Annotated in this window: 24 protein-coding genes; 3 read left to right on the top strand and 21 right to left on the bottom strand. The window is 70.7% G+C overall.

The window, feature by feature from the left end:
• On the top strand, positions 1-1,288 hold a 1,288-nt coding region (locus VKT83_07955), incomplete at its 5' end, for an FAD-binding oxidoreductase (protein HLY22389.1).
• Positions 1,289-1,310: 22 nt separating this feature from the next.
• Here VKT83_07955 and VKT83_07950 read toward each other — a convergent pair.
• The 20 genes from VKT83_07950 to VKT83_07855 form a co-directional block, all read right to left on the bottom strand.
• The gene (locus VKT83_07950; GenBank protein ID HLY22388.1) at positions 1,311-2,612 is read right to left on the bottom strand and encodes a solute carrier family 23 protein; all 1,302 of its coding nucleotides are present in this window, start codon (positions 2,610-2,612) and stop codon (positions 1,311-1,313) included.
• 100 nt (positions 2,613-2,712) lie between these two features.
• A complete protein-coding gene (locus VKT83_07945) occupies positions 2,713-3,951 on the bottom strand; it encodes a Zn-dependent hydrolase (protein ID HLY22387.1) in 1,239 nt (412 codons plus the stop codon).
• A gap of 7 nt (positions 3,952-3,958) precedes the next feature.
• Positions 3,959-5,062, bottom strand: coding sequence for a Zn-dependent alcohol dehydrogenase (locus VKT83_07940; protein ID HLY22386.1), 1,104 nt, complete (start codon positions 5,060-5,062; stop codon positions 3,959-3,961).
• 71 nt (positions 5,063-5,133) lie between these two features.
• Complete coding sequence (locus VKT83_07935) at positions 5,134-5,820, bottom strand: ABC transporter ATP-binding protein (GenBank protein HLY22385.1); 687 nt, start codon at positions 5,818-5,820, stop codon at positions 5,134-5,136.
• A 35-nt stretch (positions 5,821-5,855) separates the two neighbouring features.
• Complete coding sequence (locus tag VKT83_07930) at positions 5,856-6,614, bottom strand: ABC transporter ATP-binding protein (GenBank protein ID HLY22384.1); 759 nt, start codon at positions 6,612-6,614, stop codon at positions 5,856-5,858.
• A 4-nt stretch (positions 6,615-6,618) separates the two neighbouring features.
• Positions 6,619-7,662: a branched-chain amino acid ABC transporter permease gene (locus VKT83_07925; protein HLY22383.1), complete on the bottom strand. Its 1,044-nt coding sequence runs from the start codon at positions 7,660-7,662 to the stop codon at positions 6,619-6,621.
• The gene (locus VKT83_07920; GenBank protein HLY22382.1) at positions 7,659-8,522 is read right to left on the bottom strand and encodes a branched-chain amino acid ABC transporter permease; all 864 of its coding nucleotides are present in this window, start codon (positions 8,520-8,522) and stop codon (positions 7,659-7,661) included. Before VKT83_07920 ends, VKT83_07925 begins: the two co-directional genes overlap by 4 nt.
• A gap of 90 nt (positions 8,523-8,612) precedes the next feature.
• Positions 8,613-9,857 carry an ABC transporter substrate-binding protein gene (locus VKT83_07915; GenBank protein ID HLY22381.1) on the bottom strand — a complete coding sequence of 415 codons (1,245 nt, stop codon included), beginning with the start codon at positions 9,855-9,857 and terminating at the stop codon, positions 8,613-8,615.
• Positions 9,858-9,876: 19 nt separating this feature from the next.
• Positions 9,877-11,196 (bottom strand): phenylacetate--CoA ligase family protein, encoded by a 1,320-nt coding sequence (locus VKT83_07910; protein HLY22380.1) that lies wholly within the window; start codon positions 11,194-11,196, stop codon positions 9,877-9,879.
• On the bottom strand, positions 11,193-12,068 hold the full coding sequence (locus tag VKT83_07905; GenBank protein HLY22379.1) for a 2-oxoacid:ferredoxin oxidoreductase subunit beta: 876 nt from the start codon (positions 12,066-12,068) through the stop codon (positions 11,193-11,195). The genes VKT83_07910 and VKT83_07905 overlap by 4 nt, the downstream gene beginning before the upstream one ends.
• The gene (locus VKT83_07900; GenBank protein HLY22378.1) at positions 12,053-13,798 is read right to left on the bottom strand and encodes a 2-oxoacid:acceptor oxidoreductase subunit alpha; all 1,746 of its coding nucleotides are present in this window, start codon (positions 13,796-13,798) and stop codon (positions 12,053-12,055) included. Before VKT83_07900 ends, VKT83_07905 begins: the two co-directional genes overlap by 16 nt.
• Complete coding sequence (locus VKT83_07895; GenBank protein HLY22377.1) at positions 13,798-14,643, bottom strand: IclR family transcriptional regulator; 846 nt, start codon at positions 14,641-14,643, stop codon at positions 13,798-13,800. The genes VKT83_07900 and VKT83_07895 overlap by 1 nt, the downstream gene beginning before the upstream one ends.
• A gap of 113 nt (positions 14,644-14,756) precedes the next feature.
• Entirely contained in the window at positions 14,757-15,737 is a 981-nt protein-coding gene (locus tag VKT83_07890) for a ketopantoate reductase family protein (GenBank protein ID HLY22376.1), read from the bottom strand.
• A complete protein-coding gene (locus VKT83_07885; protein ID HLY22375.1) occupies positions 15,734-16,456 on the bottom strand; it encodes an ABC transporter ATP-binding protein in 723 nt (240 codons plus the stop codon). Before VKT83_07885 ends, VKT83_07890 begins: the two co-directional genes overlap by 4 nt.
• Positions 16,457-16,515: 59 nt before the next feature.
• Positions 16,516-17,343 carry an ABC transporter ATP-binding protein gene (locus VKT83_07880; GenBank protein ID HLY22374.1) on the bottom strand — a complete coding sequence of 276 codons (828 nt, stop codon included), beginning with the start codon at positions 17,341-17,343 and terminating at the stop codon, positions 16,516-16,518.
• Entirely contained in the window at positions 17,340-18,362 is a 1,023-nt protein-coding gene (locus VKT83_07875) for a branched-chain amino acid ABC transporter permease (GenBank protein ID HLY22373.1), read from the bottom strand. Before VKT83_07875 ends, VKT83_07880 begins: the two co-directional genes overlap by 4 nt.
• Positions 18,359-19,234, bottom strand: coding sequence for a branched-chain amino acid ABC transporter permease (locus VKT83_07870; protein ID HLY22372.1), 876 nt, complete (start codon positions 19,232-19,234; stop codon positions 18,359-18,361). The genes VKT83_07875 and VKT83_07870 overlap by 4 nt, the downstream gene beginning before the upstream one ends.
• A 43-nt stretch (positions 19,235-19,277) precedes the next feature.
• The gene (locus VKT83_07865; GenBank protein HLY22371.1) at positions 19,278-20,444 is read right to left on the bottom strand and encodes an ABC transporter substrate-binding protein; all 1,167 of its coding nucleotides are present in this window, start codon (positions 20,442-20,444) and stop codon (positions 19,278-19,280) included.
• Positions 20,445-20,503: 59 nt separating this feature from the next.
• Positions 20,504-21,943, bottom strand: coding sequence for a (Fe-S)-binding protein (locus VKT83_07860; protein HLY22370.1), 1,440 nt, complete (start codon positions 21,941-21,943; stop codon positions 20,504-20,506).
• Positions 21,940-23,652, bottom strand: coding sequence for an FAD-binding oxidoreductase (locus VKT83_07855; protein HLY22369.1), 1,713 nt, complete (start codon positions 23,650-23,652; stop codon positions 21,940-21,942). The genes VKT83_07860 and VKT83_07855 overlap by 4 nt, the downstream gene beginning before the upstream one ends.
• Before the next feature lie 216 nt (positions 23,653-23,868).
• On the opposite strand from VKT83_07855, the gene VKT83_07850 reads away from it, so the two are divergent.
• Positions 23,869-24,381 (top strand): hypothetical protein, encoded by a 513-nt coding sequence (locus VKT83_07850; GenBank protein HLY22368.1) that lies wholly within the window; start codon positions 23,869-23,871, stop codon positions 24,379-24,381.
• A 1,005-nt stretch (positions 24,382-25,386) separates the two neighbouring features.
• Positions 25,387-26,007 carry a class E sortase gene (locus VKT83_07845; protein ID HLY22367.1) on the top strand — a complete coding sequence of 207 codons (621 nt, stop codon included), beginning with the start codon at positions 25,387-25,389 and terminating at the stop codon, positions 26,005-26,007.
• A 29-nt stretch (positions 26,008-26,036) separates the two neighbouring features.
• Here the strand turns inward: VKT83_07845 and VKT83_07840 are convergent, their stop codons facing one another.
• Complete coding sequence (locus VKT83_07840) at positions 26,037-26,309, bottom strand: hypothetical protein (GenBank protein ID HLY22366.1); 273 nt, start codon at positions 26,307-26,309, stop codon at positions 26,037-26,039.
• Between the last annotated feature and the right edge of the window lie 154 nt (positions 26,310-26,463).

The raw sequence follows: 26,463 nt of genomic DNA, 5'->3' as shown, positions 1-26,463 counted from the left end.
AGTTTTCGGCGGGCCAGTCGGCCTTCGACGCGATGGTCGAGGTGGAGCCGGCCGGCTCTGGGGCGGACGGATGATCGACCGCGCGGACGTGGTGGTGATCGGGTCGGGCGGCCTCGGCGCCGCGACGGCGTTCTATCTCGCGGCGTCCGGCCGGCGGAGCGTGGCGGTCATAGACAAGCACGAGGTCGCCTCGCAAACGTCGCCGCGCGCCGCCGGCTTCGTGAGCTGCGCCCGCAAGAGCGACGTGATGATCTCGCTCGTCAAGACCGCGAGCGACCATCTCCGGCGGTTCACTGACGAGACGGGGCAGCCCCTCGACTGGGTGCATCCGGGCAGCCTCAAGATCGCGCGGCGGCCGCAGGACGCCTCGGTGATCGCCGGAGACCTGGCGCGGGGCCGGCGGATGGGCCTCGACGTCGAGGAGATTTCGCCCGCGGAGGCGCACCGGCTGAATCCGTTCTTGACAGGCGATGGGATCGCCGCCGCGATGCGCGTGGGCGACGACATGTACTTCAACCCGGCCCAGGTCGCCATCGGATTTGCGCGCGGCGCGGCCGCTCGGGGCGCGACGCTGCTGCCCAATACGACGGCGACGCGCGTCGTTATCGAGGCTGGGAAAGTCACCGGCGTCGAAACCGACCGCGGAACAATTCGCACGCCGGTCGTCGTGGACGCGGCCGGGGCCTGGACGCGTCAGATGGCCGAGGCGAGCGGGCTTCGGATCCCGCTCGTCCCGACGCGGCATCAACTCTTTGTCACCGCCCCGATCGACGGGGTGCGTCCCGACCTGCCGATGGTTCGCATCATGGACGCGGCCGTCTACGTGCGGCCCTGCGACGGCGGGCTGCTGTGGGGGGTCTTCGAGGAGGGTCCGCGCTTTCTCGACATGGAGACCCTCGGGCCGTGGTTCGACATCAAGGACACGCCGCTCGACGCCGGGGTGCTCCGGCGCGCCGCCGCGGACGTGCGGGCGGAGATGCCGGTGCTGGAGACGGCAAAAGTCCGTGAGCACCGCGGCGGTATCCCGACCATGACGCCGGACGGCGAGCACATCGTCGGGCCGGCCCCGGCCGCGGAAGGGTTCTTTTTCGCGAGCGGGTGCAACGTCGCCGGGCTGTCGATCTCCCCGGCGCTCGGCGGGGCGCTCGCGGCGTGGATCAACGACGGGCGGCCGCCGATCGACCTTTCGGAGCTCTCGCCGGCGCGCTTCGGGGAGCGGCGCTGGGCGGAGGACCAGCTACAGCGCGACGCGGCCTGGCAGTACCACCATTTCTACGGCGCGGTGTAACCGGCGATCGAGGTACGCCTGATTAAGCGTCGGCCGCCCCGGGCGGTTCGTCCGAGATGCCCGCGCCCGGCCGCAGGATCTGATAGAGGACGATCGCGCCGAGCGCGCCGAGGCCGAGGTTGTTGATCTCAAAAGACGCGCCGGCTTTGACGTCCGCGCCGCTGGCCGCCAGGATCAACGGGATCGCGACCGTCGCCAGGTTGGCGCGGTTTGAGAAATCGACGCGGCCGTCCACCCAGATCTTGCCGCCGATCGCCGCGATGAGGCCGAAGAGGTACAGCTCGATGCCGCCGAGGACGCTCGCCGGAATGCTGTTGACCAACCCGCCGAACTTCGGGACGAACCCGAGCAGGATGGCCACGATCGCGGCGACGATGTAGACCGGAATCGAGAAGACGCGCGTCACCCCCATGACGCCGATGTTCTCCGCGTACGTGGTCTCACCGGTGCCGCCGAAGAGCGCGCTCAGCATCGTCCCCAGGCCGTCGCCCATGAACGTCCGGCCGAGGTAGCCGCTGAGATCCCGCTTCATCAGGCCGCTGATCGCGTACACGTGCCCGGCGTTCTCGGCGACCAGCACGATCGGGATGAACCAGAAGAGGCTGATGGCCCTGGCGGTAAACTGCGGAAAGCTGAACTGCGGGTGGCCGAACCAGGCGGCACCGGAGACGAGGCCGAGGTTGACGTGACACCCCGCGGCGGCCGCCCCGCAGGCGGGATCGAGGAGCGCGACCACATAGCCGATGACGATGCCGGCGAGGATCGGCAGCAGGCGCAGGAACCCGCGCAGGTACACGCTCGCGATCGCGGCGGCCAGCACCGTCACGGTCGCGGTGAACAGGTCCTTCGAGTAGCTCGCCCACGCGGGGCCCGCCAGCGCGAGGCCGATCACCGCGACGACGGTGCCCGTGACGACCGGCGGCATGAAGAAGCGGATGACCCGCGTCCCGACGAGATGCACGATCCCCCCGACGATGAAGTACAGGGCGCCCGCGACGAAGATGCCGGCGAAGGCGAGCGGCTGGTTGTGCCCCGCGCCGCCCTGGATCGCGAGCACCGAGCCGATGAACGAGAACGACGAGCCGAGGTAGCTCGGGACCTTGCCGCCGGTCACGGCGATGAAGATCAGCGTGGCGACTCCGCTGAAAAAGAGCACCGTGTTGACGTTGAAGCCGAGGATGAGCGGGACGAGGACGGTGGCGCCGAACATCGCCATGACGTGCTGGATGCCGAGCAGGGTCGTTTGGGGCCAGGGCAGGCGGTCCTCGGGATAGTACGTGACCTCGTGGTCCGCCGTCCGGGCGGCGGTGGTCGTGGTAGCCATACGCGCGTTCCCCCTTACGCACGATATGACGTCGTGGCGTTCGTGGAACGTATCGCGGATGAACCTTCTCGCCGCCGCGGCGAGTTTTCCTCCGGAGCGCCTACGCGGTCCCGGCGAGCGCGAGCACGGCGTCGAGGAGCACCGCGGCCCCCCGCGCGCAGTCCTCGGGCGGCGTCCACTCCGCCTCGTTGTGGCTGAGGCCGTCTTGACTCGGCACGAAGATCATGCCGGCGGGATAGCGGTCCGCCATGTATTTGGCGTCGTGGCCGGCGCCGGCCCACAGGCGCATCGCGCTGAAGCCTCGGGTCTCCGCGGCGCCGGCCACCGCCGCGATCACCTTCGGCGCAAACGGCGTCACCGGACTGCGCCAGAACTCCATGCGCCGCGCCTCGACCCGATCCGTCGCCTCGACGGCGCGACAGGCCTCATCCGCGGCGCGCAGGGCCTCGTCGAGACCGGCGTCGCAGGGCGAACGCACGTCGAGCGTCATCTCGACGCGGCCGGGCACCACGTTGATGGTATTGGGCGACACCTCGACGCGGCCGACCGTCGTGCGAACGCCGTCGAGGTGCTCCGCGGCATCGCGCGCCAGCAGCACGAGCTTTGCCGCCGCCACCAGCGCATCGCGGCGGTCCGGGGTCGGCGTCGGGCCGGCGTGCGCGGCCCGGCCGGTCACCTCGATGCGGTTCCAGGAAATGCCCTCGATGCCTTCGACCACGCCCACCTGGCGGCGGGCCCGTTCCAGCACCGGCCCCTGCTCGACGTGCAGTTCGAGATACGCCGCGCACTCACACAGGCGGTGCGCCGTCTCTCCCCGGTAGCCGATGCGCGCCAGTTCGTCGCCGAACATCCGGCCGTCGCCGTCGCGCGAGGCGTAGGCCTCCTCGCGCGTAAACCGGCCGCAGACGACGCCGCTGGCGAGCATCGCCGGGGCGAAGCGCGCGCCTTCCTCGTTCGTCCAGTTGACGACTTCGAGCGGCGCCCGGGTGCGGATCCCCGCGTCGCCGAGGGCGCGGACCACTTCCAGCGCCCCCATCACGCCGAGGACGCCGTCAAACCGCCCGCCGGTGGGGACGGTGTCGAGGTGCGACCCGAACACGACCGGCGCCGCGCCGGCGTCGGTCCCCGCGCGGCGGCCGTACATGTTGCCGAGGTCGTCGACGCGAACGGCGAGACCGGCCGCGGCCAACCACTCCGCCAACCGGTCGCGCCCCGCGCGGTCCTCGTCGCTGAGGGCGAGGCGGCGCACCCCGCCGCCCGGCGTTTTGCCGATCTCGGCCATGGTCATGAGGCTGGACCAGAGCCGGCCGGCGTCAATGGCTGCGGATGCCGGGCTCATCGGGGCGTCAAAAGATCACGACGGTCCGCGCCACCTCACCGCGTTCGAGCGCGCCGTATGCCTCGTTGATCTCCTCGAACGGATAGGTCCGCGTCAGCAGTTCGTCGATCTTCAACTTACCGGCTCGATACAGGTCGATGAGCATCGGGATGTCGGTGCGGGGCCGGCTCGCCCCGTATAACGATCCTGTCAGGGTGCGCTCCTCAAAGACGAGCGACATCACCGGGACCGAGACCTCCGCGGCCATCGGCGTCACGCCGACAACGACCGCGGTCCCGCGCTTGGCCAGCGTGTCGTATGCCTGCCGCATGACGGCCGGGATGCCGATCGCCTCGAACGCGTAGTCGACCCCGCGTCCCCCGGTGAGCGCGCGCACCTGCTCCACCGGGTCGGCCGACGACGCGTTCACCGTATGCGTCGCGCCGAACCGCCGGGCATACTCGAGCTTGCCGTCCAGCAGATCCACGGCGATAATCTGCGCCGCGCCGGCGAGCGCGGCGCCCTGTACGACGTTGAGGCCCACTCCACCGGCGCCGAAGACGGCGACGCTGCTCCCCGGCTTGACCCGCGCGGCGTTCACGACCGCGCCCACTCCGCAGATCACCGCGCAGCCGAAGAGGGCGGCGCGATCGAGGGGCAGATCGTCTGGGATCTTGAGCAGCGCCCGCTCCGGGATCACGGAGAACTCCGAGAAGGCCGACACGCCGCAGAAGTGCTTGAGCTCCCGGTCCGCAAGCGCAAAGCGCGTGGTCCCGTCGGCGAAGCAGCCGGTCCGGCGGATCTCGGTGCCGGCCGGGCAGAGCGCCGGACGTCCGCCCGTGCAGTACTCGCACTCGCCGCAGCTCAACCGCCACAGGGGAATGACGTGGTCGCCGGGCCGGAGCGATCCGACGCCCGGTCCCACCTCCGCGACGATCCCCGCTCCCTCGTGCCCAAGCACCGCGGGGAGCGGCGCCGGCAGGTGGCCGGTCATGACGTGCAGGTCGGTGTGGCACACGCCGCCGGCGGCCATCCGGACCAGCACCTCTCCGGCCTGCGGAGGTTTGACCTCCACGTCCCGGATCTCGAGCCTCGCGCCAACTTCGAAGAGCACCGCGGCCCGCGTTTTCATCTCATACCACCGTCCCTCGGTTTGCTGCCCCTCCTGGATCGGCTCCCGCGGCACACCAGCGGGCCGCGCGGTTAGACGCCCAGGTACTGGGCCCGTACGTCCGGCGCCGCGTCGAGGTCCGCCGGGGCGCCCTCGAAGACGACGCGGCCCTTGTTGAGCACGTAGAGCCGGTCGGCCACGGCGCGGGCGAGCGCCAGGTTCTGCTCGACGAGAAGCACGCCGAGCCCCTCGGCGCGCATCTCGCGGAGAATGTCCCGGACTCGCGCCACAAAGAGCGGGGCGAGACCGTCGCTCGGCTCATCCAGGACGACAAGCCGCGGGGCCATCGTCAGCGCCCGCGCGATCGCGAGCATCTGCTGTTCCCCGCCCGAGAGCAGCCCGGCCGGCTGCCCGCCCCGCTCCTGGAGGATCGGAAAGCGCGCCGCGGCCCGATCCGCGGACCAGCCGTTCGGGCGGCGTGCGAGGGTGAGGTGCTGCCGCACGGTGAGGTCGGGGAAGATGCCCCGCCCCTGAGGGACGAGCGCGATCCCGAGTCGCGCCACGCGGTGCGGCGGCGTGCCGGTGATCGGCCGTCCGTCGTACAGGATCCGGCCGCTGCGCGGCGGCGTGAACCCCATCACCGTCCGCACCGTCGTGGTCTTGCCGGCGCCGTTCCGGCCGACGAGGCACACGATGCGGCCGGCTTCGACCTGCAGGCTGACGCCCTGGAGCACGTGCGACTCACCGTAGTACGTGTGCACCGCGTCGAGATCCAGCAGCGGCGCAGGCCGGGGTGCGGGCGTGCCGGCGGACGTCATCCCTCGAGGCCCTCCCCGGTTCCGAGATAGACTTCCTGGACCCGCGGGTCGGCCCGCACCGCCTCCGGGGTCCCGGAGGCGATGACCTCGCCGAGATACAGCACCGTGATCCGGTCCGCGAGCGCGAAGACGACGTCCATGTCGTGCTCGATGATGACCACCGTCTGCTCGCGCCCGAGCCGGTCCAGCAGCGCGGTCATGCGCGCGGTCTCCGCCGGCGACATTCCCGAGGTCGGCTCATCGAGGAGGAGGACCTTCGGCCGCCCGGCCAGCGCGATCGCCACCTCGAGCTGCCGCTGCTCGCCGTAGGACAGGCTTCGCGCCGGCGCCGCGGCGCGATCGGCGAGGTCCATCCGATCGAGCAGGACTCGGGCACGTTCCTCGAGGTGCGGCAGCCGGTGGACGGGCGTGAACAGGCGCCGGGTGGCGGGCGTGCAGGCCTGGGCGGCGAGGCGCACATTTTCGAGCGCGGTCAGGCTGAACAGGAGATTGTTGCGCTGGAACGTGCGCGCGAGGCCCCGCCGCGCGATCTCGTGCGACGGGAGGCCCGTGATGCCGCTGCCGAGGAGGCTCACGCGGCCGGACGTCGGCGCGAGCTCGCCGCTTACGACGTTGAAGAGCGTCGTCTTCCCGGCGCCGTTGGGGCCGATGACCGCGTGCCGCTCGCCGGGGACGACCGACAGCGACACATCGCGCAGGGCGACCAGGCCGCCGAACCGCCGCGTCAGACGCTCAATCGCGAGGATCGCGTCCACAGGCCTACCGCGCGGCGCCTTCGGACGGGGCCGGCGGGAGCGGTCCGGCGCCCGGATTGGCGGCGCGGAGCCGGCGCAGCGGGCCGCCGAGGCGCGCCGCCACGCCGGCCAGCCCGCTCGGCGCGGCGAGCACGACGAGAATGAACGCCGCGCCGAGGATCAGGGTCCAGCGCTCCGTGTACGAGCTGGCCAGGTTTTGCAGCAGGAGGACTGCCGCCGCCCCGGCCGCGGGGCCGGCGAGCGTCCCGGCGCCGCCGAGCAGCACCATGACGAGCACCTGCCCGGAGGTGGTCCAGTAGAGGACGTCGGGGGAGACGAAGCCATTGTAATAGGCGTACAGGGCGCCGCTCAGCGCGGCCGCGGCGCCCGCGATGACGAACGCCGCCATTTTGAGCCGGAACGTGTCGTATCCCATGGCGCGCATTCGGGCTTCGTTCTCCCGCACCCCGGCGAGCGCCGCGCCGAACGGCGAGCGGGTGATCCGCGCGAGCACGACCGCGGCGAGCCCGGCGAGCAGCAGGACGAGGTAGTAGAAGGGGACCGCGCCGCCGAGGTCGGCGGCGGGCAGCGCCGGGCGCGGAATGCCGGAGAGGCCGTTGGTGCCGCCGGTCACGCCGGCCCATTCGTGGGCCACGGCGAAGGCCATCTGCGCGAACGCCAGCGTGAGCATGAGGAAGTAGACGCCCGCGGCCCTCAGCGCGAACACGCCGATCAACGCGGCGGCCGCGGTGCCGGCGACGAGCGCGGCCGGCAGCGTCGCGGCGAGCGCCGCGGTCCCGTGCGTGCTGAGGAGCGCGACGGTGTACGCCGCCACGCCGAAGGGCGCGGCGTGGCCCAGTGACACGAGCCCGGTGTAGCCGACCAGCAGGTCGAGGCTCATCGCGAAGATCGCAAAGACGAGCATCTCCGTCAGCGTTGTCGCGGCGAAACGCGAGCCGGTCAACGGCACCAGGAGGAGCGCCGCCGCGACGACGAGCAGGACAAGCCGGCGGCCGCCCCGGATGCCGGACGCCGGGAGGAACGCACGGGCCCCGGGCGCGCGGTTCACCGGGCCCGTCCTCCGAAGAGCCCGGCCGGGCGCGCGAGGAGCACCGCCGCCATGACGAGGTAGATCACCACGAGCGCGGCCTGCGGCACGAGCACTTTACCGAACGTGTCGGCCTCGCCGATGAGCAGGCTGCCCCAGAACGCGCCGCTAAAGGTTCCCAGCCCGCCCACGACCACGACGATGAGTGTCACGATGAGGATGTCGAAGTCGACGCCGGGGAACACGCCGAGGATGGGCGCGGCCGCGACGCCGGCCAGTCCCGCCAGTGCCGTGCCGAAGACGAACACGCCCGTGAAGACCGCCGCGACGTCGATTCCGAGCGCCTGGGTCATCTCCCGGTTGGCGACCCCCGCCCGCACGACCGCCCCCAGGCGCGACCGCACGAGGCCGAGCCAGAGTCCGAGCGCGAGCGCCGCGCCGGCGCCGATCACGAACAGCCGATACGCGGGAAAGAGCGTGCCGAGGATGACGACCGACTGGTCGAGCCCGCGGGGCGCCGGCAGGGACTGGACGTCGGCGCCCCACAACCAGCGCGTGAGGTCGGTCAGGACGAAGGCGAACCCGAACGTCAGCAGGATCTGATCGAGGTGCGTGCGCCGGTACAGCGGCCGGAGAAACGGCCACTCCAACAGGAATCCCGCGCCGCCGGTGATCAGCGGCGCGATCGCAAGCGCGAGCCAGAACGACCCGGTCCACCGGAAGATCGAGAGGCCCAGATACGCGCCGAGCAGGTAGAACCCGCCGTGGGCGAGGTTCACGATCTCCATGAGTCCGAAGATCAGCGAGAGACCGGCCGCGAGCAGAAACAGCAGCATGCCGTAGGCGCAGCCGTTGAGCGCCTGCAACAGATAGAATGTCACAAGACCGCCGCTCCCGCGGGACGGCCGGCCGGCGGCCGGCCGAGCGCGGCCGCCGGCACGAGACGCGGGGCTATCGGCGCGGACGAGATCTTACTTGCCCGGATCGGTGACCCGGCCGAGGTTGACAAACACGACGTTCGCGAGATCGCTGCCAATCTGCCGGACCTGCCGGACGTAGATGTTCTGGATCACGTTGTGGGTGTTCGGGTCGAACTCGAACTGTCCCCGCGGGCTCGCAAACTTGACCGCGGCCATCGCCTCGACGAGCCGGTCTTTGTCCGTGGTGTTGCCGCCCGTGCGGTTGAGGCCCTCGACGATCACCCGCGCCGCGTCGTAGCCCTGCATCGCGAACACGCTTGCGTCTCGCTTAAACCGCGTCCGATACGCGCGGGTAAAGGCGAGGTTCTCAGGGTTCTGGAGCTTGAGTGCCCAGTGGAGCGGACTATAGATGTTGAGGGCGTTGACCCCCTCCGCCGGCAACACGTCCTGCTCGACCATGAATCCTGCCCCGGTCGTCCGGCTGGCTTTCGCCAGCCCGTACTGAACGGACTGAGCGACGAACCGCACGGCATCGCTGCCGCTGTAGAAGTTGTAGGTCGCTTCCGGCGACATCTTTAAAACTTGCGTGATGTACGGCGCGTAGTCCGTGTTGTTGAGCGGCGGCAGCACCTCGCCGATGACCTTCCCGCCGGCCGGGATGAACGTCTCCTTGAACGCCGCGAGGGACTCGGTCCCGAAACCGTAGTTCGCCGCGGTGAGCGCGGCCGTGCGGGCGACGTTGTCGTAGAACCACTTGCCGAACGGCGCGCTGACCTGCCACGACGTGAACGAGACGCGGAAGATGTAGGGACTCCGCCGCGCGCGCGTCAGCAGATTGCCGCCGGCGTTGCTGACGACGAGGATCGTCTTGCTGTTGTGGACCATATCCCGGATGGCGTATGCCGTGGGCGTGGCGACGATCCCTGTGAGGAAGTCCACGCCGTCGGCCTCGATCAGCTTCCGGGTCTTGCGGACGCCGACCTGAGGATCGATCTCCTCGTCCTCGCGAATCCACGTGATCCGCCGGCCGCCGGCCGTCCAGCCGATGCCGTCCAGGTACAACGTCATACCGGCGGTGATGTCTTCGCCGAGCTGCCCGTAGACCTTGGAGTACGAAACAAGCAGGCCGATCTTGACGGGCGCGGCCGCGAGGACCGCCGGCACCCCGAACCCGCGCGCCCCCGGGCTCCCGGCGCCGGCGATCGCCGCGCCGGCGAGCCCGGCTCCGGCCGCCCCGCGCAGCAGCGTGCGGCGCGTGAGTGTCTTTCGCGAAGCCACCGTCCGATCGTCTCCCATGTATCCCACCCCCCGTGGGTTACCCGATGTGCACGACCCGCCGTGCCTTGAGCTCCCACCGCGGCAGCGTGCCGGCCGCGGCCGCGTCCGCGTCGATCCGGATGCCGCAGGCGGCGCGCAGCCGCCGGCGTAGGTCTGCGAGCGTCATCGTGATCTGGTCGGTGGCGTACCGGTCGCCGTCGATCTCCACGATCACGTTGAGGTCGAGCATCTCGCGCTGTCGCCGCACTTCGATGCGGAACTCGTCGACGCATTCGAACTGCCGCACGACGTCCTCGATGACGCTCGGAAAGACGTTGATGCCGCGCACGACCAGCATGTCGTCGGCGCGTCCGAGGATGCCTCCGGCGAGCCGGCCGAACGTCCGCCCGCACGCGCAGCGCTCGAGTGTCAGGCGCACGCGGTCGCCGGTGCGGTACCGGACGACCGGCGATCCCTCCCGGCCGAGGTTGGTGAGCACCAGCTCACCCTCGCCGCCGGGCGCGATCTCCCCGGTCGCGGGGTCGATCACCTCGCCGATGAACTCGCTTTCGTTGAGGTGCAGCTCTCCGGCCTGGCACGTGAAGCCGGTCGCGCCGACTTCGGTCAGTCCGGTATGGTCGATGCAGCGGGCCCCCCACGCCGCTTCGATGCGGCGGCGGGTCGCCGGGATGCTCGCGCCGGGCTCGCCCGCGTGAATCGTGAGGCGGACCGGCAGCCTCGCCGCGTCCACCCCCGTGACGCGCGCGACCTCGGCGAGCCGGAGCGCGTACGACGGCGTGCACACGAGCACGGTCGCCGCGCTCTCCGCGAGCAGGCGGACGCGCAGATTGGAATCGAGGCCGCCGCCCGGGATGGCGAGCGCGCCGATCCGCCGGGCGGCGTCGAACGCCGCCCAGAACCCGACGAACGGCCCGAACGAAAACGCGAAGAAGATGCGATCGCCCGGGCCGACGCCCGCGGCGCGATAGACGAACAGCCAGCAGCGCTGCCACCACTCCCAGGATTCCGCGGTGTCGAGCCACCGGAGCGGCCGGCCGGTCGTCCCCGACGTCTGGTGGACGCGGACGTACTGCTCGAGCGGAAACGTCAGATCGGTGCCGTAGGGCGGGTGCGTCTCTTGATCGCGGCTGAGCTCGGCCTTCGTCGTGAAGGGCAGCCGCCGGAACGCCTCCCAGCCGGCGATCGCGCGCGGATCGTCCACGCCGGCGGCGCGCCACTTCGCCGCATAGAAGGGATTGCGCGCGGCGACGGCCGGGAGCAGGCGGCCGAAGCGCTGCCACTGATAGGCGGCCAGATCCTCCCGCGCCATCGTCTCGAGCGTCGGATCGACGTAGAACGCGCGGTCGGCGGTCTTCACACCGCGTACTCCTCGTCGAGGATCCGCCGCACGCGATCCAGATCGGGACGGAGGGTTTCCCCGGCGAGCGGCGCGGCCGCGAATCCCGGCAGCCGCTCGTCGAGCGCGCGCCGCGGCGCGCGGTAGAGGAGGCCTACGACCTCGGTGTCCCGGCTCGCCACGATCTCCCAGGCGCGCCGTGAGTCGCCGGGATCGTGGGCCGGGTCTTCGTCGACGTTCGTGAGACGCTCGCGCCACCACTGGTAGGTGCGTATTCTGTCGTAGGTCGGGCACGGGCTGATCACGTTGATCAAGGCGAACCCGCGGTGCGCGACGCCCTGCTCGACGAGCCGCGTGAGCTGCGCAGGATCGCCGCTCGACCCTTGGGCGAGGTACGTCGCCCCGGCCGCGAGCGCGAGGCGCAGCGGATGGACCGGCTCGTCGACCGCGCCGAGGGGGGAGGACGGAGTCGTGACCCCGGGCGCCGTGGTGGGCGACGTCTGGCCTTTGGTGTTGCCGTAGACGCCGTTGTCCATGATCACGTACGTCACGTCGACGTCGCGGCGAATGGCGTGGATGAGGTGGTTGAGCCCGATGCCGTAGGCGTCGCCGTCTCCGGCCGCGGCGATGACCGTGAGATCGCGGTTGGCCAGCTTGATGCCCGTCGCCACCGGCAGCGTCCGTCCGTGATGCGTGTGGAACCCGTAGGTTCCCATGTACGAGGTGATCTTGCCGGAGCAGCCGACGCCGGAGACGACGACGATCCGGTGCGGCGCGAGGCCCAGGCGCGCGCACGCGTCCTGCAGCGCGCGGAGCACCGCGAAGTCCCCGCAGCCGGGGCACCAGGTGGCCCGCTCGGCCGCGAAATCCTTGTGGGTCAGGACGGCGGCCATAGCCCCGCCTCGATGTCCGCGGGCCGGAACGGCAGGCCGTCGTAGCGCCGCAATCCCGTGACCTTCTCATGGCCGCCGACGTGACTGCGCACCAGGCTCGCGACCTGGCCCGTCGCGTTGTGTTCGACGACGACGACGCGGCGGGCCCGCGCGACCTCCGGGCCGATCTCGTGTGCGGGAAACGGCCAGAGGCAGCGGATCTGCAGAAACCGCACCGGCCGGCCGCCCCCGCGAAGGCGCGCCGCCGCCTCGCGGATCGGCCCGCAGGGCGAGCCGAGCGAGATCACCAGCACGTCGCCTTCTCCTTCGACGACCGTGCCGGCGGCGTGCCGCCACACCTCCCGCGTCTTGCGCAGCCGTTTGTCGACCATCGCGCGGCGGACCTCGGGATCTTCCACGTCGATCACGCCGCGATGGTCGTGGGCGTCTCCGCTGCTGAGGAACCGGGTGCCCGGCTGGCCCGGCACCGCGCGGGGCGAGATCCCGCTCGCCGTGAGCGCGTACCGTTCGTAGGTCTCCCCGAGCCTGACCGCGTCCGCGTCGGTGAGGCGCTCGCCCCGGTCGATCCGCACCTCGTCGAGCGGCAGCCGCGCGGCGGTGGAGCGGGCGAGCACCAAGTCCTGATCAACGGCGACGATGACCGGGCACTGGAAGCGCTCCGCGAGGTTGAACGCGAGCGCCGTATCGGCGAAGCATTCCTCGAGCGAACCGGGCGTGAGGACGATCCGCGGAAACTCTCCGTGCGACGCGTACACCATATGGAGGAGGTCGCTCTGCTCGTGCTTCGTCGGCATCCCGGCGCTCGGGCCCGGCCGTTGGGCGGCGACGATCACGGCCGGGATCTCGGCCATGCCGGCGAGGCCCATCGTCTCGGTCATGAGCGAGAGGCCCGGGCCGCTCGTGGCGGTCATCGCGCGCACGCCGGCATACCCGGCGCCGATCACGGCGCCGAGCGCCGCGATCTCGTCCTCCGTCTGGATCGCGGCGCCGCCGACGGCCGGAAGGTGTGCCGCCATCCACTCGAGGACGTCGCTCGCCGGCGTGATCGGGTAACTCGCGTAGAGCCGGCAGCCCGCCGCGAGCGCCCCGAGCGCGATCGCGTCGTTGCCGGAGAGCAGCCAGCGGCCGGCGGCGCGGGTGCGCGGGAGGCCCGCGGCGCGGGTGTGTCCGGCGAGGTGCTCGCCGGCGTGGCGCCATCCGGCGTCCACGGCGGCGGTGTTCTGCTCCTGCACGCGGGCGCTCTTGTCGTCGAACCGCCGGCGCACGGTCTCCCGCATCGCCGCCGCGTCGACGCCCAGCAGGCGGGCGGAGACGCCGAGGGCGACGATGTTCTTCATGATCGGGCCGCCGAGATCACGCGCCAGCGCGGTAAACGGCACCGGGCATGCGATGGCGCCGTTCGCCGCGGCACCGTCGCCGGCGGTCCCCGCCGGTCCGGCGCGGCCGTCATCGATGAGCAGGAGCCCGCCCGGACGAAGCGCCGGGCCGTGGCGGCGGGCCGTCTCGTCGTCGAGCGCGATCACGCAGTCGAGCGCGTCGGCGCGCGCGTGGACGGGGGCGTCGGCGGCCCGCACCTCGTACGAGGTTGGCCCGCCCTTGATGATCGGCGGAAAGAGCCGGAAGGTGTGCACGTGCGCGCCGGCGCGGGCCGCGGCGCGCGCGAAGATCTCGCCGGCCGAGTCGACGCCTTCGCCGGTCTTGCCGCCGATGAGCCAGGCGATGTCCCGCATCAGGCCGGCGCCTCCCGGCCGCGGTCCGGCGCCGTCCGGTGGCCGAGCGCCTCGGACACGCGGCGCGCCGTGTCGAGCACCTGCTCGACGAGGGATGCGGCGCGCGCGCGGGGCAGCCGCGCGGCGGGGACGGACACGCTCAGCGCCGCGACGACGCGCCCGCGATAGTCCCGGACCGGCGCGGCAACGCAGCGGATGCCGTCCTCGAACTCCTCCTCGTCCGTGGCGTACCCCCGCCGGCGGACCTCTTCGAGCTCGCGCTCGAGCGCCGCGGTGGACGTGATGGTCTTCGACGTGTAGCGCTTCAGCGGCCGCGCGGCGACGAGCGCGCGCTGCCCGGCCCCGGCATAGGCCAACAGCACCTTGCCGACGGCCGTGCAGTGCGCGGGACAGCGCCGTCCGACCTGCGAGTACAGACGCAGCGGCCGCGGGCTCTCCACTTTGCCGATAAAAATGGCTTCGGCTCCGTCGAGGACGGCGAGGTGGACGGTCTCTTCCGTCACGGCGCCGAGCGCCTCGAGCGCGGGCATCGCGCGGGCGGGCAGGTCGAGCGCGTCGAGCGCGTGGCTGCCGATGTGGAAGACGCGCAGGCTCAGGCGGTAGCGGCCCGTGCCGGGATCGCGCACCAGGTAACCGTGATGCTCGAGGGTCGCGCAGAGCCGGTGCACGGTGCTCTTGCCCAGCCCAAGGCGGCGGCTGAGCTCGGTGATGCCGGTGCCGCGGATGTCGCCGCCGACGTTCTCGAGGATGCCGAGCGCGCGGCCCACGGCCGTCACGACATAGCGGCGCTTGCCGGTCTCGGCCGCCCGCCGTGAACGGCGGACGTCGGCCGGCTTCAATTTCATGGTGGCCGGCCGCCTGTCGGCCGGCTTTAATCTTATGATGGCCGGCCGCCTGTCGGCCGGCGCAGCGCCGTTCCGGCGGGCGCGTTTGGCGGGCCCCGGCCGCGCGGCCCGCCTCACCGCGGGGCCTCCGCGGCCGCGCCTCTTGCGACCGCCGCCGTCTCCATGGCCTTGACGAGCCGGTACACCGTCCGGAGCGCCGGCACCGGGACGCCGGCCCGGTCCGCTTCGGCGATCAGCGCGCCGGTCAGCGTCTCGATCTCGGTGGGACGCCCGCGGTCGATGTCCTGCTTCATCGAGCCCTGATGGGTGTGGCCGGATCCCAGGGCGCGGTGTTCGTCGACCACCGTCATCGGGTCGGCGGCGAGGACGATGCCCCGCGCCGCCGCGACGGCTTTGCCTTCCTCGACGAGCGCCCGCAGCAGCGCGTATGTGTCAGGATGCGCGTACACGTCGGCCAGACGCAGCCCGGTCACAACGGGCAGCGGGTTCACGGCGGCGTTGAAGATCAGTTTGCTCCAGATCACGCCGCGCGGGTCCACGACGACGTGGCTTTCCAGTCCGGCCCTCGTCAGCAGATCGCTCCACCCGCGCGCCTGCGACAGGTCCGCATGATGCGGGCCGAGCCAGGTCGGACCGACTTCCGCCTGCGCGATCTCGCCGGGGGCCGTCACCTCGCCGGCGTTCATCGTGACGCCGTGGCAGATCGGCTGCGGGCAGGCCGATGCGATCGTCTCGGCGTTGCCGAGGCCGTTTTGCACGGTCAGGATCACGGCGCCGTCGAAGAGCGCGCGCGCTCCGGTCGCCGCCGCGCGCGTGTGCGGGCCTTTGACCGCGACCAGGACGTGGGTGAAGGCCCGGCCGGCCAGCGCCGCGGGGTCCGACGCGGCGCTGGCCGGCCGGGCTTCGATCGTCTCGTCGACCCGTCCGGCCTCGCCGAGCGGCGCGCGCACCGCGACCCGGAGCCCGCGCGCGGCGATCGCCTGCACGTGCGCCGACCAGGTGTCGAGCACCGCCACCTCGCACACCCGCGCGAGCCGGGCGGCGAAGATGCCGCCGACGGCGCCGCACCCGAGAACGAGGACGCGGGCGGTCACCCGGGCACCTCGTACCCCTTGCCGAGATAGGCCGAGCGCACGTCGGGGTGCGCCAGCAGCTCGGTCGGCCGTCCGCGCAGCACGATGCGGCCGCGCTCCATGACGCAGACGCGGTCTGCGATCGACAGCGCCGCCTTGACGTTTTGCTCGACCAGCAGCACGGTCAGCCGCTCGCGCACGCGGAGCGTCACGAGCGTCTGCATGATCTCGCGCACGAGGCGCGGGGCGAGGCCAAGCGACGGCTCGTCGAGCATCAAGACGCGCGGGCGGGACATCAACCCGCGCGCGATCGCCAGCATCTGCTGCTCGCCGCCGCTCAGGTTTCCGCCCACTCTCCGCAGCATCTCGGCGAGACGCGGGAAGACCGCGAGCGGGCCGGCGAGATCCATCCACAGCCGGCGGCGATCCCGCCAGTACCGGTGGTAGGCGCCGAGGAGGAGGTTTTCGCGGACGGTCAGCGTGGAAAAGATCTGCCGCCGCTCCGGGACGAGGGCGACGCCGCGCGCGACGATTTCCTCCGCGGCCCGGCCGTCGAGCCGCTCTCCCGCCAGCGCGATGTGTCCCGCGGCGGCCGGATACACCCCGGCGATCGCGCCGAGCAGCGTCGATTTGCCGGCGCCGTTCGGTCCGATCAGCGCGAGAATCTCCCCCGGCATCACGTCCAAGTCGACGCCGTGGAGGATCTCCGCGCCGCCGCGCCGGGCGACCAGACCGGACACGGCGAGGAGCGCCCGGCCCGTGCCGGACGCGTCCTCGGTCACCGCGGCGGCCCGAGAGGTCACGGCGACGATTCCCGCTGCCGGCCGTCGCGCGGTCCGCCGCCGCCGCGATCCGCCGCGTCGGCGTCGTCGCCGAGGTACGCCGCGACCACATGGGGGTCGCGCTGCACGTCCGCCGGCCGGCCTTCCGCGATCTTCTTGCCGTAATCCAGCACGATCACCCGGTCGGCCGCTTCCATGACGACGTCCATGTTGTGCTCGATCACGAGGAACGTGACGCCGGCGTCGCGCAGGCGCCCGACGAGCCGCACGAGATGGCGCGTCTCCTCCGCGGTAAGGCCCGCCGCGGCCTCGTCGAGGAGCAGCACGTCCGGGCGCGCGGCGAGGGCCCGGGCGATCTCGAGGAGGCGCTGCCGCCCGACCGGCAGGTCTCGCGCCGGATCGGTCGCCTGGGGGCCGAGCCCGACGAGGTCGAGCACGGCGCGGGCGGCCGCCGTGACGTCCCGATCCTCGCGATGGACCGCGGGGAGCGCCAGTGCGCTCTCGAGGAACCCGGTCCGCGTCCATCGGTGGCACCCGACCATGACATTTTCCAGCACCGTCATCTCGCCGAAGACCACGTGGTTTTGGAACGTCCGCACGACCCCGGCCGCGGCGATGCGCGACGGCGGGAGGCCCGCGATCGGCCGCCCGCGGTACCGGACGGCGCCGGCGCTCGGCGTGAGAAATCCCGTCATCACGTTGAACAGCGTCGTCTTGCCGGCGCCGTTCGGCCCGATAATGGCGACGATCTCAGCCGGCGCGACGTCGAACGAGACGTCCTCGAGAGCGGTCACCCCGCCGAAGCGCCGCGTCAGGCCGTCGATCGCAAGCAGGGTCTCCGTCATGCGCGCGCCCCGTCCGCGGGTTCCGCCTCCGCCTGGCCGGGCACCGCCGTCGGACGTCCCTTGTCGTGGAGGAGGCGGCGAAGATCCAGCCCGCCGCGCACGATCCCGGCCGGGAAGAAGATCATGATCAGGACCAGGACGATGCCGTAGATCGCGGTCTGGTACTCGCCGCCGACGCGCGGAAAGATTCGCGGCATCTCCGCCCGGACGGCCTGGTCCAGCAGCGTCACGGCGGCCGCGCCGAAGAGGCCGCCCCAGATGTTGGTCAGCCCGCCGACTACCGCCATGATGAGGAAGAACAGGGACGCGTAGAGCGCGAACGGCGACGGAGAGATGAAGTGGATGTAGTGGGCGTACAAGGCGCCGGCCGCGCCCGCGTAGGCCGCGCTCAGGACGAACACGCGCATCTTGTAGCGCGACACGTCGATCCCGAGCGCGGCCGCGCCGACTTCGCTGCCGAGGATCGCGCGCAGCGCCCGGCCGGTGCGGTGGGCGGCGACGTTGCGCGCCACTACGAGCGCCACGACCGCCGCCGTCCAAATGACATAGTAGTAGTCCCGGTCCGTGACAAGCCGCCGGCCGCCGACTGCGAGCCCGGGGATGTCGCGCAGCCCGCTCGCCCCGCCGGTCAGCGAAACGAGCTGGATCATCAGGACGTTCACGATGACCCCGACGCCGAGCGTGGCGAGGACGAAGAACACGTCCGCCAGCCGCAGCGCCGGCAGCCCCACGATGTAGGCGGTCACCGCGACGAGGGCGACCGCGCACGGCATCGCGAGCCACGGCGACCAGCCGAGATTCCGGGCGAGCAGCGCCGAGGCGTACGCGCCCAGGCCGTAAAATGCCGCCTGGCCCAACGATACCTGGCCGCTCGTCCCCAGCAGCACAAGCCCGAGCGTCACGATCGCGTAGAGGCCGACCGTGTTGAAAAGCGCCAGCACGTAGGTCGAAGGCGCCAGCGCCGGCACGATCGCAAGGGCGGCGGCGAGGGCGGCGAGGCCCGCGAGGTCGCGGCTCACACCCGTCTCCGCCCGGCGCTCTGCAGGAGCCCTTCGCGCTGCAGCGAGAGGACGGCGAGGAGCAGCGCGAACGTGATGGCGCTGCCGTACCCGGGCGCGAGGTACCCGGTGACGAGCGATTCGATCATACCGACGACGTAACCGCCCAGCACCGCGGCCGGCGCGTTCGTCAGGCCGCCGATCACGGCCGCCACAAACCCTTTCAATCCGAGCCCCAACCCCATGTCGTAGGTGGCGCCGCTGATCGGGGCGATGACGATGCCCCCCACCGCGCCGATGCCCGCGGCGACCGTAAAGGCGAACAGCGCCATCCGCCGCGGGCTGATCCCCACGAGCCGGCTCGCGAAGGCATTGTCGGCGCAGGCGCGCACCGCGGCGCCCGGCAAGGTCCGCGCGAAGAACATGAATAGGGCGATGACGACGACGATCGAGAGGCCGACGGCCCAGATGGCCTGGCGCCCCAGCACGCCGCCCAGGACCACGAGTGGATCGCCCGGTGTGAACTCCGGCAGGGAGTAGGGGTCGGCCCCCCACAGCATCAGCGCGAGCCCTCGGAAGGCCATCGAGACGCCGAAGGTAATGATGATGAGCGTGAGGGGGTGGCTGCCGAATGCGGGCTCGATCGCGAGCCGCTCCATCAGCGCGCCGAGCAGGCACGCGGCCGCGACCGCGGCGGCCGCGGCCGGTGCGAGCGGGACGTGCGCGGCGAGCAGCGCGGCACACAGCATCGCGCCCAGCATGGCGAACTCACCCTGGGCGAAGTTGAGGATCCCGGTGATGTTGTAGATGATGACAAAGCCGAGCGCGACCAGGGCGTAGATACTGCCGATCGTCACGCCGGAAAGGACGAGCTGCGGGAGGAGGTCAAGCACGGCCGGTCGCGGGCGGGTTCACCGTCCGCTCTTCATCCTCCACTTATTTCCAGATCGCCCAGTTGCCGTTCTTGATGACGATCAGCACCATGTCTTTTGTCGTCAGCCCGTTATGGTCTTCGGGTGACATGTTGAAGACCCCGCCGGTGCCGACAAAGCCGCGCAGGTGCTCGACGTAGTCGCGGATCTTGCCTCGGTCGGGACCGACGTGCCGGATCGCGTCGGCGAGCACCGTCAGGCCGTCGAACGCATGGCCGCCGAAGGTGCTTGCGGCGTAACGGTTCGCCGCCTCGAAGTCGCGCGCGTATTTTTCGAGGAGCGCTTTCTGCGGGTCACCGGCCGGCAGTTGGCCCGCCACCAGAAGCTTGCCCGACGGGAAGACCACGCCCTCCGCGGCGGCGCCGGCCAGTTGGATGAACGCCCGGTTGGCGACCCCGTGGCTCTCGACGATTGGGACACGGATGCCGAGCTGCCGGATGTTCTTGGCGGCGATCGATGCGGTGGGCGGCGTGCTCCACACCACCATCGCGCCGGGATTCTTAGTCCGCGCGCGCGCGACCAGCACGCTCAGATCCGTATCGGTGGCCGCGAACGGCTCCGTGTCGACCAGCGTGATCCCCTGGTGGAGCCCGTAGGTCCGAAGCGCGACCAGCCCGTCCTGACCGAAGTCGTCGTTCCGGTAGAGGAACGCGAAGGTCTTGGTATGCAGGGCTGCAAGATATTCGAGCGCCTTCAGCGCGGCCGTCGCGTTCCGCTGAGGCATCTGGAAGACCCACGCGCGCGTCGGCACGGTGAGGGTCGTGCTCGCCGCGAGGGACATGAACGGGACATCGGCCTGGATCGCGTAATCGGCCATCGCCTGGGACTCCGGGCTCGTGGTCCCGCCCACGAACGCGATCACATTGTCCTCGGTGACGGCCTTCTTGGCGAGGAGGACGGCCTTGGTGGGATCCGACTCCGTGTCGTACGTGATCACCTGGACGGGCCGGCCGGCCAACCCGCCGGCCGCCGTCCATTGGGCCTGCAACATCCGCGCGGTGTCCTGCTCCGGCTTTCCGAGCGAACTCGCCGGTCCGGTCACCGCCGTGATCACCGCGATCTTGATCGGCGCGCCTTGGCCCGCGACCGGCGCCGCCGGCGCGACGATCGCCGCCGCCACCACCGCCGCGAGTCCGGCCACTGCCAGCCGGGACGTCCATCTACCTATCATCTGCGTCACCCCCCGTGTCCCAAGCGATCTCCCGTACGCTCTTCGACCTCGCGGAATTATCATGGTAGGGCCGAGGCCGCGATCTCGGTCAGGTCCTTCACCTCGAGGCGCCCGTCCGCGGCCGCGATGCGGCGGAGGTGGGCGCCGCACAAGAGCGAGGTGGTGACCACCGTGCAGCCGGAGGTCAAGACGTCCGCGGCCTGCCGAAGACGCTTGCGTCCCCACCACGTCGCCTGTTCGGGAAACGCTTCCGGCGCGCCCGCCGCGGCGCCGCAGCAGTAGAGGTACTCGCGGCGGAGATTAGTTTCACGGACCCGCAGGCCGGGGATCCGTGCGAGGATCTCACGCGGCGGATCGATCACTTTGCCGTAGCGGCCGAGGTGGCAGCCGTCGAGCAGCACTACCTCCTCGTCCACCGGCCGCTCGAACGCCAGACGTCCCTCGCGCAGGAGGTCGGCGACAAACGGCACGATATGCGTGAACGGGAACCGGGGACGCTGCGCCGGGCCGTAGTGCTTGGGCGGGGCGGTCCAGGCTTGGTACCCGGTATCGTCCACGGTGACCGCGCGGCCGATGCGGCCGCCGTCCGCCATCCGCGTGATCTTGTCGATCGCGGCGCGGTTGAGATCGAGATAGCCGCGCACGTCGCCGGCAGCGAGCACCGGCATCGCGGTGGCGATCTCTTCCTCGCCGAGCGTGCCCACCGTGAACCCGGCGGCGCGGATCAACCGGACCGCCGCCCCGAGCGCGGGCCAGAGCGTGCGGTCGTAGGGCGCGCGGGCATCGAGCAGCAGCAGCACGTCCGCCCGGCCGCCGCGGCTCAGATCGACGATCTCCGCGCCCGCGGCCTCGATCCACCGCGCGGCGTGCGATTTTGGATCCCCGGTCGCCGTTCCCCCGGCCAGCAGGCGCTGGGCGAGCGTGCGGAGGCCTTCGGGGACGATCTCCCACCCGTGCCGGTCGAACAGCCATTTCCGTTCCGCCAGCAGGATCCCGTGAAGGTCCCACACCTCGCGCGGCAGCGGCATGAACTCCTTCATCAGCGGCACGCGGTTGCGGGAAAAGCACAATTCCTGGCAGCCGCTGCAGAGGAGGCACGTGTAGACGACCTCCTGCGCGCGGCGGTCGTCCGGAGCCACCTGCAGCCCGTCCGCGAGATCGCGCGCGAGCATGGCGCGGCCGTACGCGGTGTAGGCTTCGTGACGGTAGTAATCCCACGTGGGGCAGACCGGCTCGTTGAAGATGTCGCGCCGCCACTCGGATTCCCCGTACGCTTTGCGGTACGGCTCGGTGAGCGTCAGGATGCCGCGCTGCATCTCCTCGGTGCACAGCCGGCACGTGTAGCACTCGTAGAGGTTGATGCCCTTTGCCTCGATCTCGGCGCGCAACTCGGCCCCGCGAACGGACGGCCGGGGCTCGCCGCGCCCGGGCGCGGGGATCGTGCGTTGTCCTCGCGCGCGCGGCGGGGCTTTCCGGATCCGCGGCCGGCGCCGGCTCATCGGGCTCGGCCCCGCCGCCGGCCCGCTCCGGAACGGGAAGCGCGGACGGTCGCCCGCCTCGGCCCCCCGGCCCTGCGTGCCGGCCCGGTCGCGCGGGTGCGCGCGGTCCCGACAGGCCGGGGGGTGGTGCCGCGGATGCCGTTTTTGCCGGGGGCGATGATCTCGTTGGGGTCGAGGGCCCGTTTGATCTGCCCGCACACCGCCTGAAACACCGGATCCAGGCGCCGCATCGTATGGTCCATGAACGCGACGTTGGTTCGGTACGGCAGGTAGCCCGCGTCGCAAAAGGCGTCGGTAAGCTCCCGGTAGCAGGCCATCGCGCGCGGCATCTCGTCGGGCTGCTTGTGCAGGAGCATCATGACGTGGTGCTGGTCGCGGGAGGCCGCGATGAATTCCCCGATGTAGTCGAATCCGTGCTTCCAGAAGATCGGCCGCGCGATCTCCATGTGCTTGCGGGCTTCCTCGCCGAACAGCGGCACGACCGGCGCGACGAAGGCGTTGCCGCCCCCGCGCCACGAAAGGCGGCTGTACTCGATCATCGACGGCACGCCCGTCATGTTGCGGACCTTGTGGTCCCAATACGGGCTCTGCCGGGCCGCGTCCACGTCGAGGAGCGTCGCCTGCGGCAGGTCGGCGGCGGCCCGCCGGCGCACCGTCTCCGCCAGTTCGTTCACGACCGGCTCTGAGCCGTACAGGCACCCCGCGATGTTCCAGATGCCGAGCATCCGCCTACGCGCCTCGTTCCGGATCCAGTCCTCCGGCACCGGCCGCGTTCCACCGGTCAGGTCGCGCGGGTATTCCGCCTCCGCCGCCAGGGCGAGCAGGGCGTGCGCGACCACGACCGCGCTCGGAAGCAGATGCGAGACCTTGAGCGGCCGCAGAAAGTCCATGATCGCGACGATATCGTCTTCGTGATCGCAGGTCATAAGAATCGGACGGTAGGCCGGAGGCTCCGGCATCAGCCAGATGCCGAGCCGCGTCACGATCCCGTAGTTGCTCGCGGTAAAGAGCCCGTCGAGGTAGGGGCCGTAGCCCCACTTGAAGATGTGCCAGGTCCGCGACCCCGGCAGCGCTCCGGACCCCGTGCGGAGCAGCCGGCCATCCGGCAGCACGACTTCCATGCCGCACGAGAACAGGAAGTGCTCGCCGTACGGAGTGTAACCGACGCCGCGTTCCACGGTGTTGCCGAGCGGCCCGGCTCCCGGCGCGGTGGCCGGCGGATCGAGCCACAGCGGCAGGTTGTGGTCGCGAAGGTGCTTGTACAGCTGCGCGTAGGTGACGCCCGGCTCGACGACCGCGTAGGCGAGCTTTTCGTTGACCTCGAGGATGCGGTTCATCCGTCCCAGGTCGAGCACCACGTTGCCGGGTTCCACCGCCATCATGCGGCCGTAGGCGATGTTCTTCCCGGTGCTCGTGGGCCACAAGGGGATCCGCAGCCGGTTCGCCGTTCGGACGACGCGCTGGACCTCCGCAACCGAGCCCGGCCGCACGACCGCGGACGGCCAGATGGGCGGGACCATGATGACGTCGTGCGCGTAGGGCACGAGCTCCGCGGGAGAAACGGAGACGTTGCGGTCGCCGACGATCGTGGTGAACTCGCGGACCGCCCGAGCGAAGGTTTTCTCGTCGATGCCCTTCGGCCGCTGTGTCCGCCGCCCGTTCGATTCGGCCGCCACCGCCTCACCGTCCGCCGCCGGCGTGAATTTCATGTTGGCCGGCCGCCCGAGTCGGCCGGCCCGCGCGATGCCCGTCCCGTGCAGCGGAACGGCATCCCTCGTGCCGGAACCAGATGCTCCGAATTTACGCGAGTGTTCGGACAAAACCTCCCGAAGCCATCGGCTGCCGCAGCGACGCTTGATGGGACCGAGAAAAGTGGGCAACACATAATTGGCGCTCGTCAAAGATCGGTTCAGTAGGAGGAGAACATGCGACATCTGTTCATTGCGGGCCTGCTGGTCACACTCATGGCCGTGCCGGCGGTTGTTCTGGCGCAGCCGAACGGGGCCCTGACGGTCTCGGGCACCTCGTCGTCGGGAATCCTCAACGGGACGTCCACGATCGGCGGTGTGACCGGTACGGTGGCTTCAAGCGGCGGATCTTGGACCATGACCGTCGCCGGCGCAACGTTTGCGAGCGGAACCTACACTTGCGGCGGAGGTTCGTGTACCTACACGGGAATGGTCGCCGGCTCGACGCGAAGCTTCAGCTTCTCGATCAACACCACCACGGGCGCGATTACCGCGGCCACGGGATTCCCGACACACGGCGCGTGGGTTTCAACCGTCGCCCACTGGGGCGCCGGGAACCGGGCGGCGCTCGGAGGTAATATCGGGCACACGGTTTCTTCCGCCGCAAAGGATCCAGCCAGTACCCTTAGCAACGGCGGTGGCGGCCATGGCGGAGACCACGATGGCGGGCACGGCGGTGACAAGCATTAAGTAACGGCCGGAAGGCCGAAGCTTCCTCCACAATCATCGGCGGCGGGCCAAGTCCCGCGGCGCGCCCGGCGGCGGCCGGACGCACGGTTCGCGGGTGACGTCTGGAGGTGTCGACGTCGGCACGCGCGCGAAAATCCGGTCGGGTCAAAATATTGAAGGGGAGCGGGCGCCCGCTCCCCTTTCAGTTTGCCGCTTAAGCGGCCGGCGGCGAGCGTGAAATTTTTTTTCGGCGTGGCAACGAGTTTGCAGTTTCAAAGTTCTCTGTAAGTGAAACAAAATGAGCAGCAAAGCTCCTCACCGGTACGCGGAAGATCTATAGGACCGTGCAGGATCGACGCTCGCACCAAGGGCGCGCGAGTCGGACTCCGTCGCACACCGTCCGAAGATTGACCGAAGGACCGTGCAGGATCCAGTGCGCGCACGGAGGCGTGCGAGTTGGACCCCGTCACCCCCGCCGCGCCGATCTCCCGCACGGCCCAGCGCCGGGTTCGTGAGCGAACGGTCCCGTTCCTGTGGGCCGCTTGCAAGTCATGCCGCAAATGAAACCTTTGCGGCTCACGTCGCCGGTCGATCGCCGGCGATAGCCTGCGCGGGCATGCCCGGGCTGCCGCGGCTGCGCCCTCGCTGATCTCCGGTCCCGATCATCCCCACTGATGTCGCATCATCGCGGCGATCGTGCCGTGATCACGGTGCTGTCCGCCGCGTCGCCGCGTTATGAATCCGCGCGGGAGTGGAATGAAATGGCTGAGTCAGACGCATCGGTCCCCCGCAATATCAAGGACCGTGTCGGACTCCAGTACACGCACGATGGCAGCGAGTGGACCCCGTAGCCATCGGCGCGACGATCATCCGCACGGACCAGGATACGCTTCGTAACTACGAAGCCCTCGTTTCCTGTGTGCCGCGCGTTGTCCAGGAGTTGCTATGCGCCCGGCACGCAGGGGCAGTTCATCCCGGCCGCGCCCGAGAACCCTTGTTGCTTTGCTGTTGATTTCCGCGGGAGCCGTGTTGGCCTTCGGCCCGAAGGCCGCGATCAACGCCTGGGACACGTATCTCGCACGGCTGCAGCAGGCCGAGACCGACCGGTGGGTTGCCTCGCACGTGTCGCCCGGACCCGTCCACCACCCGCGGCGCGTCGACGACCAAACGATGACGCCGGGCCGGACCGGATACCTGCTCGAAATCCCCCGGATCGGGGTCCGCATTGTCGTGCACGTGCTGGAGTCCGGCGTGTTCCAGGGGCTCAACACCCCTAACCTGTACCGCTACGGCGTCGGCCAGGTGCCGTTCACGACTGCCCTCGGCAACGTTTCTCCCGGGGCGCCCGGCACGGCTGTTATCACAGGACACCGCACCACGTCGGGCGCTCCGTTCCGGCATCTCGACCTCCTGCGGCCCGGTGATCTGATCCTCTTACGCAAAGGGGCGGCGATCCAGCGGTGGCGCGTGGATGGCTCCGTGGTGGTCGCGCCGACCGACGTGGACGTGATTCGGTCCCGCCCGGGCATTCGCCGGCTGGTCCTGCTGACGTGCACGCCTCCATTCAGCGCACGATCCCGCCTGATGATAGACGCGCGTCTTGCGCAAGCGGACGTCGCGCAAACCGACACGAGCAAAAGGAGGTAGTTGGATCTATGGGACTCGCTAAGTCCAAGCTAGCACAACTTCTCGCACTCAGCGCCATCGTGATGGCGCTCGTACTGCCTGCCATGGTCTATGCCGATGGGCATGATGGCCATGGCGCGGGACAGGACGGTGCCACGAACGGCGGCGGCCACGGCAACGGCCACGACGTCCACGGCGCTGGTGCCAACGTGACAGACAATAACGGTGACGAAAGCACCGGCGATGTGAGATCCAACCAGACGGGCGCGGGTCCGCATATAGGCGCCAAGGGTCGCGGCGCCGGCGGTGAGGATGTGGTCCATCACTCCGGCGGCGGGACGACCGGCGGGACGACCGGTGGCACAACCGGCGGGACAACCGGCGGGACGACCGGCGGCGTGTCGACCGGCGCGACGACCACGACTAGCGTAAGCAGCGGTGCCACCGTCACTCTGCCACCTGAGTCGAACGGCGAGT

It is taken from the genome of bacterium, from assembly GCA_035308905.1.
Classification (GTDB): Bacteria; Sysuimicrobiota; Sysuimicrobiia; order Sysuimicrobiales; family Segetimicrobiaceae; genus DASSJF01.
Note: the sequence above shows the minus strand (reverse complement) of the source record. Positions and strands in the feature narration are given on the sequence as shown.

Coding starts and splice junctions, on each gene's coding strand:
- VKT83_07950 (HLY22388.1), bottom strand. CDS start 2,612: ATGGCTACCACGACCACCGCCGCCCGGACGGCGGACCACGAGGTCACG.
- VKT83_07945 (HLY22387.1), bottom strand. CDS start 3,951: ATGAGCCCGGCATCCGCAGCCATTGACGCCGGCCGGCTCTGGTCCAGC.
- VKT83_07940 (HLY22386.1), bottom strand. CDS start 5,062: ATGAAAACGCGGGCCGCGGTGCTCTTCGAAGTTGGCGCGAGGCTCGAG.
- VKT83_07915 (HLY22381.1), bottom strand. CDS start 9,857: ATGGGAGACGATCGGACGGTGGCTTCGCGAAAGACACTCACGCGCCGC.
- VKT83_07905 (HLY22379.1), bottom strand. CDS start 12,068: ATGGCCGCCGTCCTGACCCACAAGGATTTCGCGGCCGAGCGGGCCACC.
- VKT83_07900 (HLY22378.1), bottom strand. CDS start 13,798: ATGCGGGACATCGCCTGGCTCATCGGCGGCAAGACCGGCGAAGGCGTC.
- VKT83_07895 (HLY22377.1), bottom strand. CDS start 14,643: ATGAAATTGAAGCCGGCCGACGTCCGCCGTTCACGGCGGGCGGCCGAG.
- VKT83_07880 (HLY22374.1), bottom strand. CDS start 17,343: ATGACGGAGACCCTGCTTGCGATCGACGGCCTGACGCGGCGCTTCGGC.
- VKT83_07865 (HLY22371.1), bottom strand. CDS start 20,444: ATGATAGGTAGATGGACGTCCCGGCTGGCAGTGGCCGGACTCGCGGCG.
- VKT83_07860 (HLY22370.1), bottom strand. CDS start 21,943: ATGAGCCGGCGCCGGCCGCGGATCCGGAAAGCCCCGCCGCGCGCGCGA.
- VKT83_07855 (HLY22369.1), bottom strand. CDS start 23,652: ATGAAATTCACGCCGGCGGCGGACGGTGAGGCGGTGGCGGCCGAATCG.
- VKT83_07850 (HLY22368.1), top strand. CDS start 23,869: ATGCGACATCTGTTCATTGCGGGCCTGCTGGTCACACTCATGGCCGTG.
- VKT83_07840 (HLY22366.1), bottom strand. CDS start 26,309: ATGGACCACATCCTCACCGCCGGCGCCGCGACCCTTGGCGCCTATATG.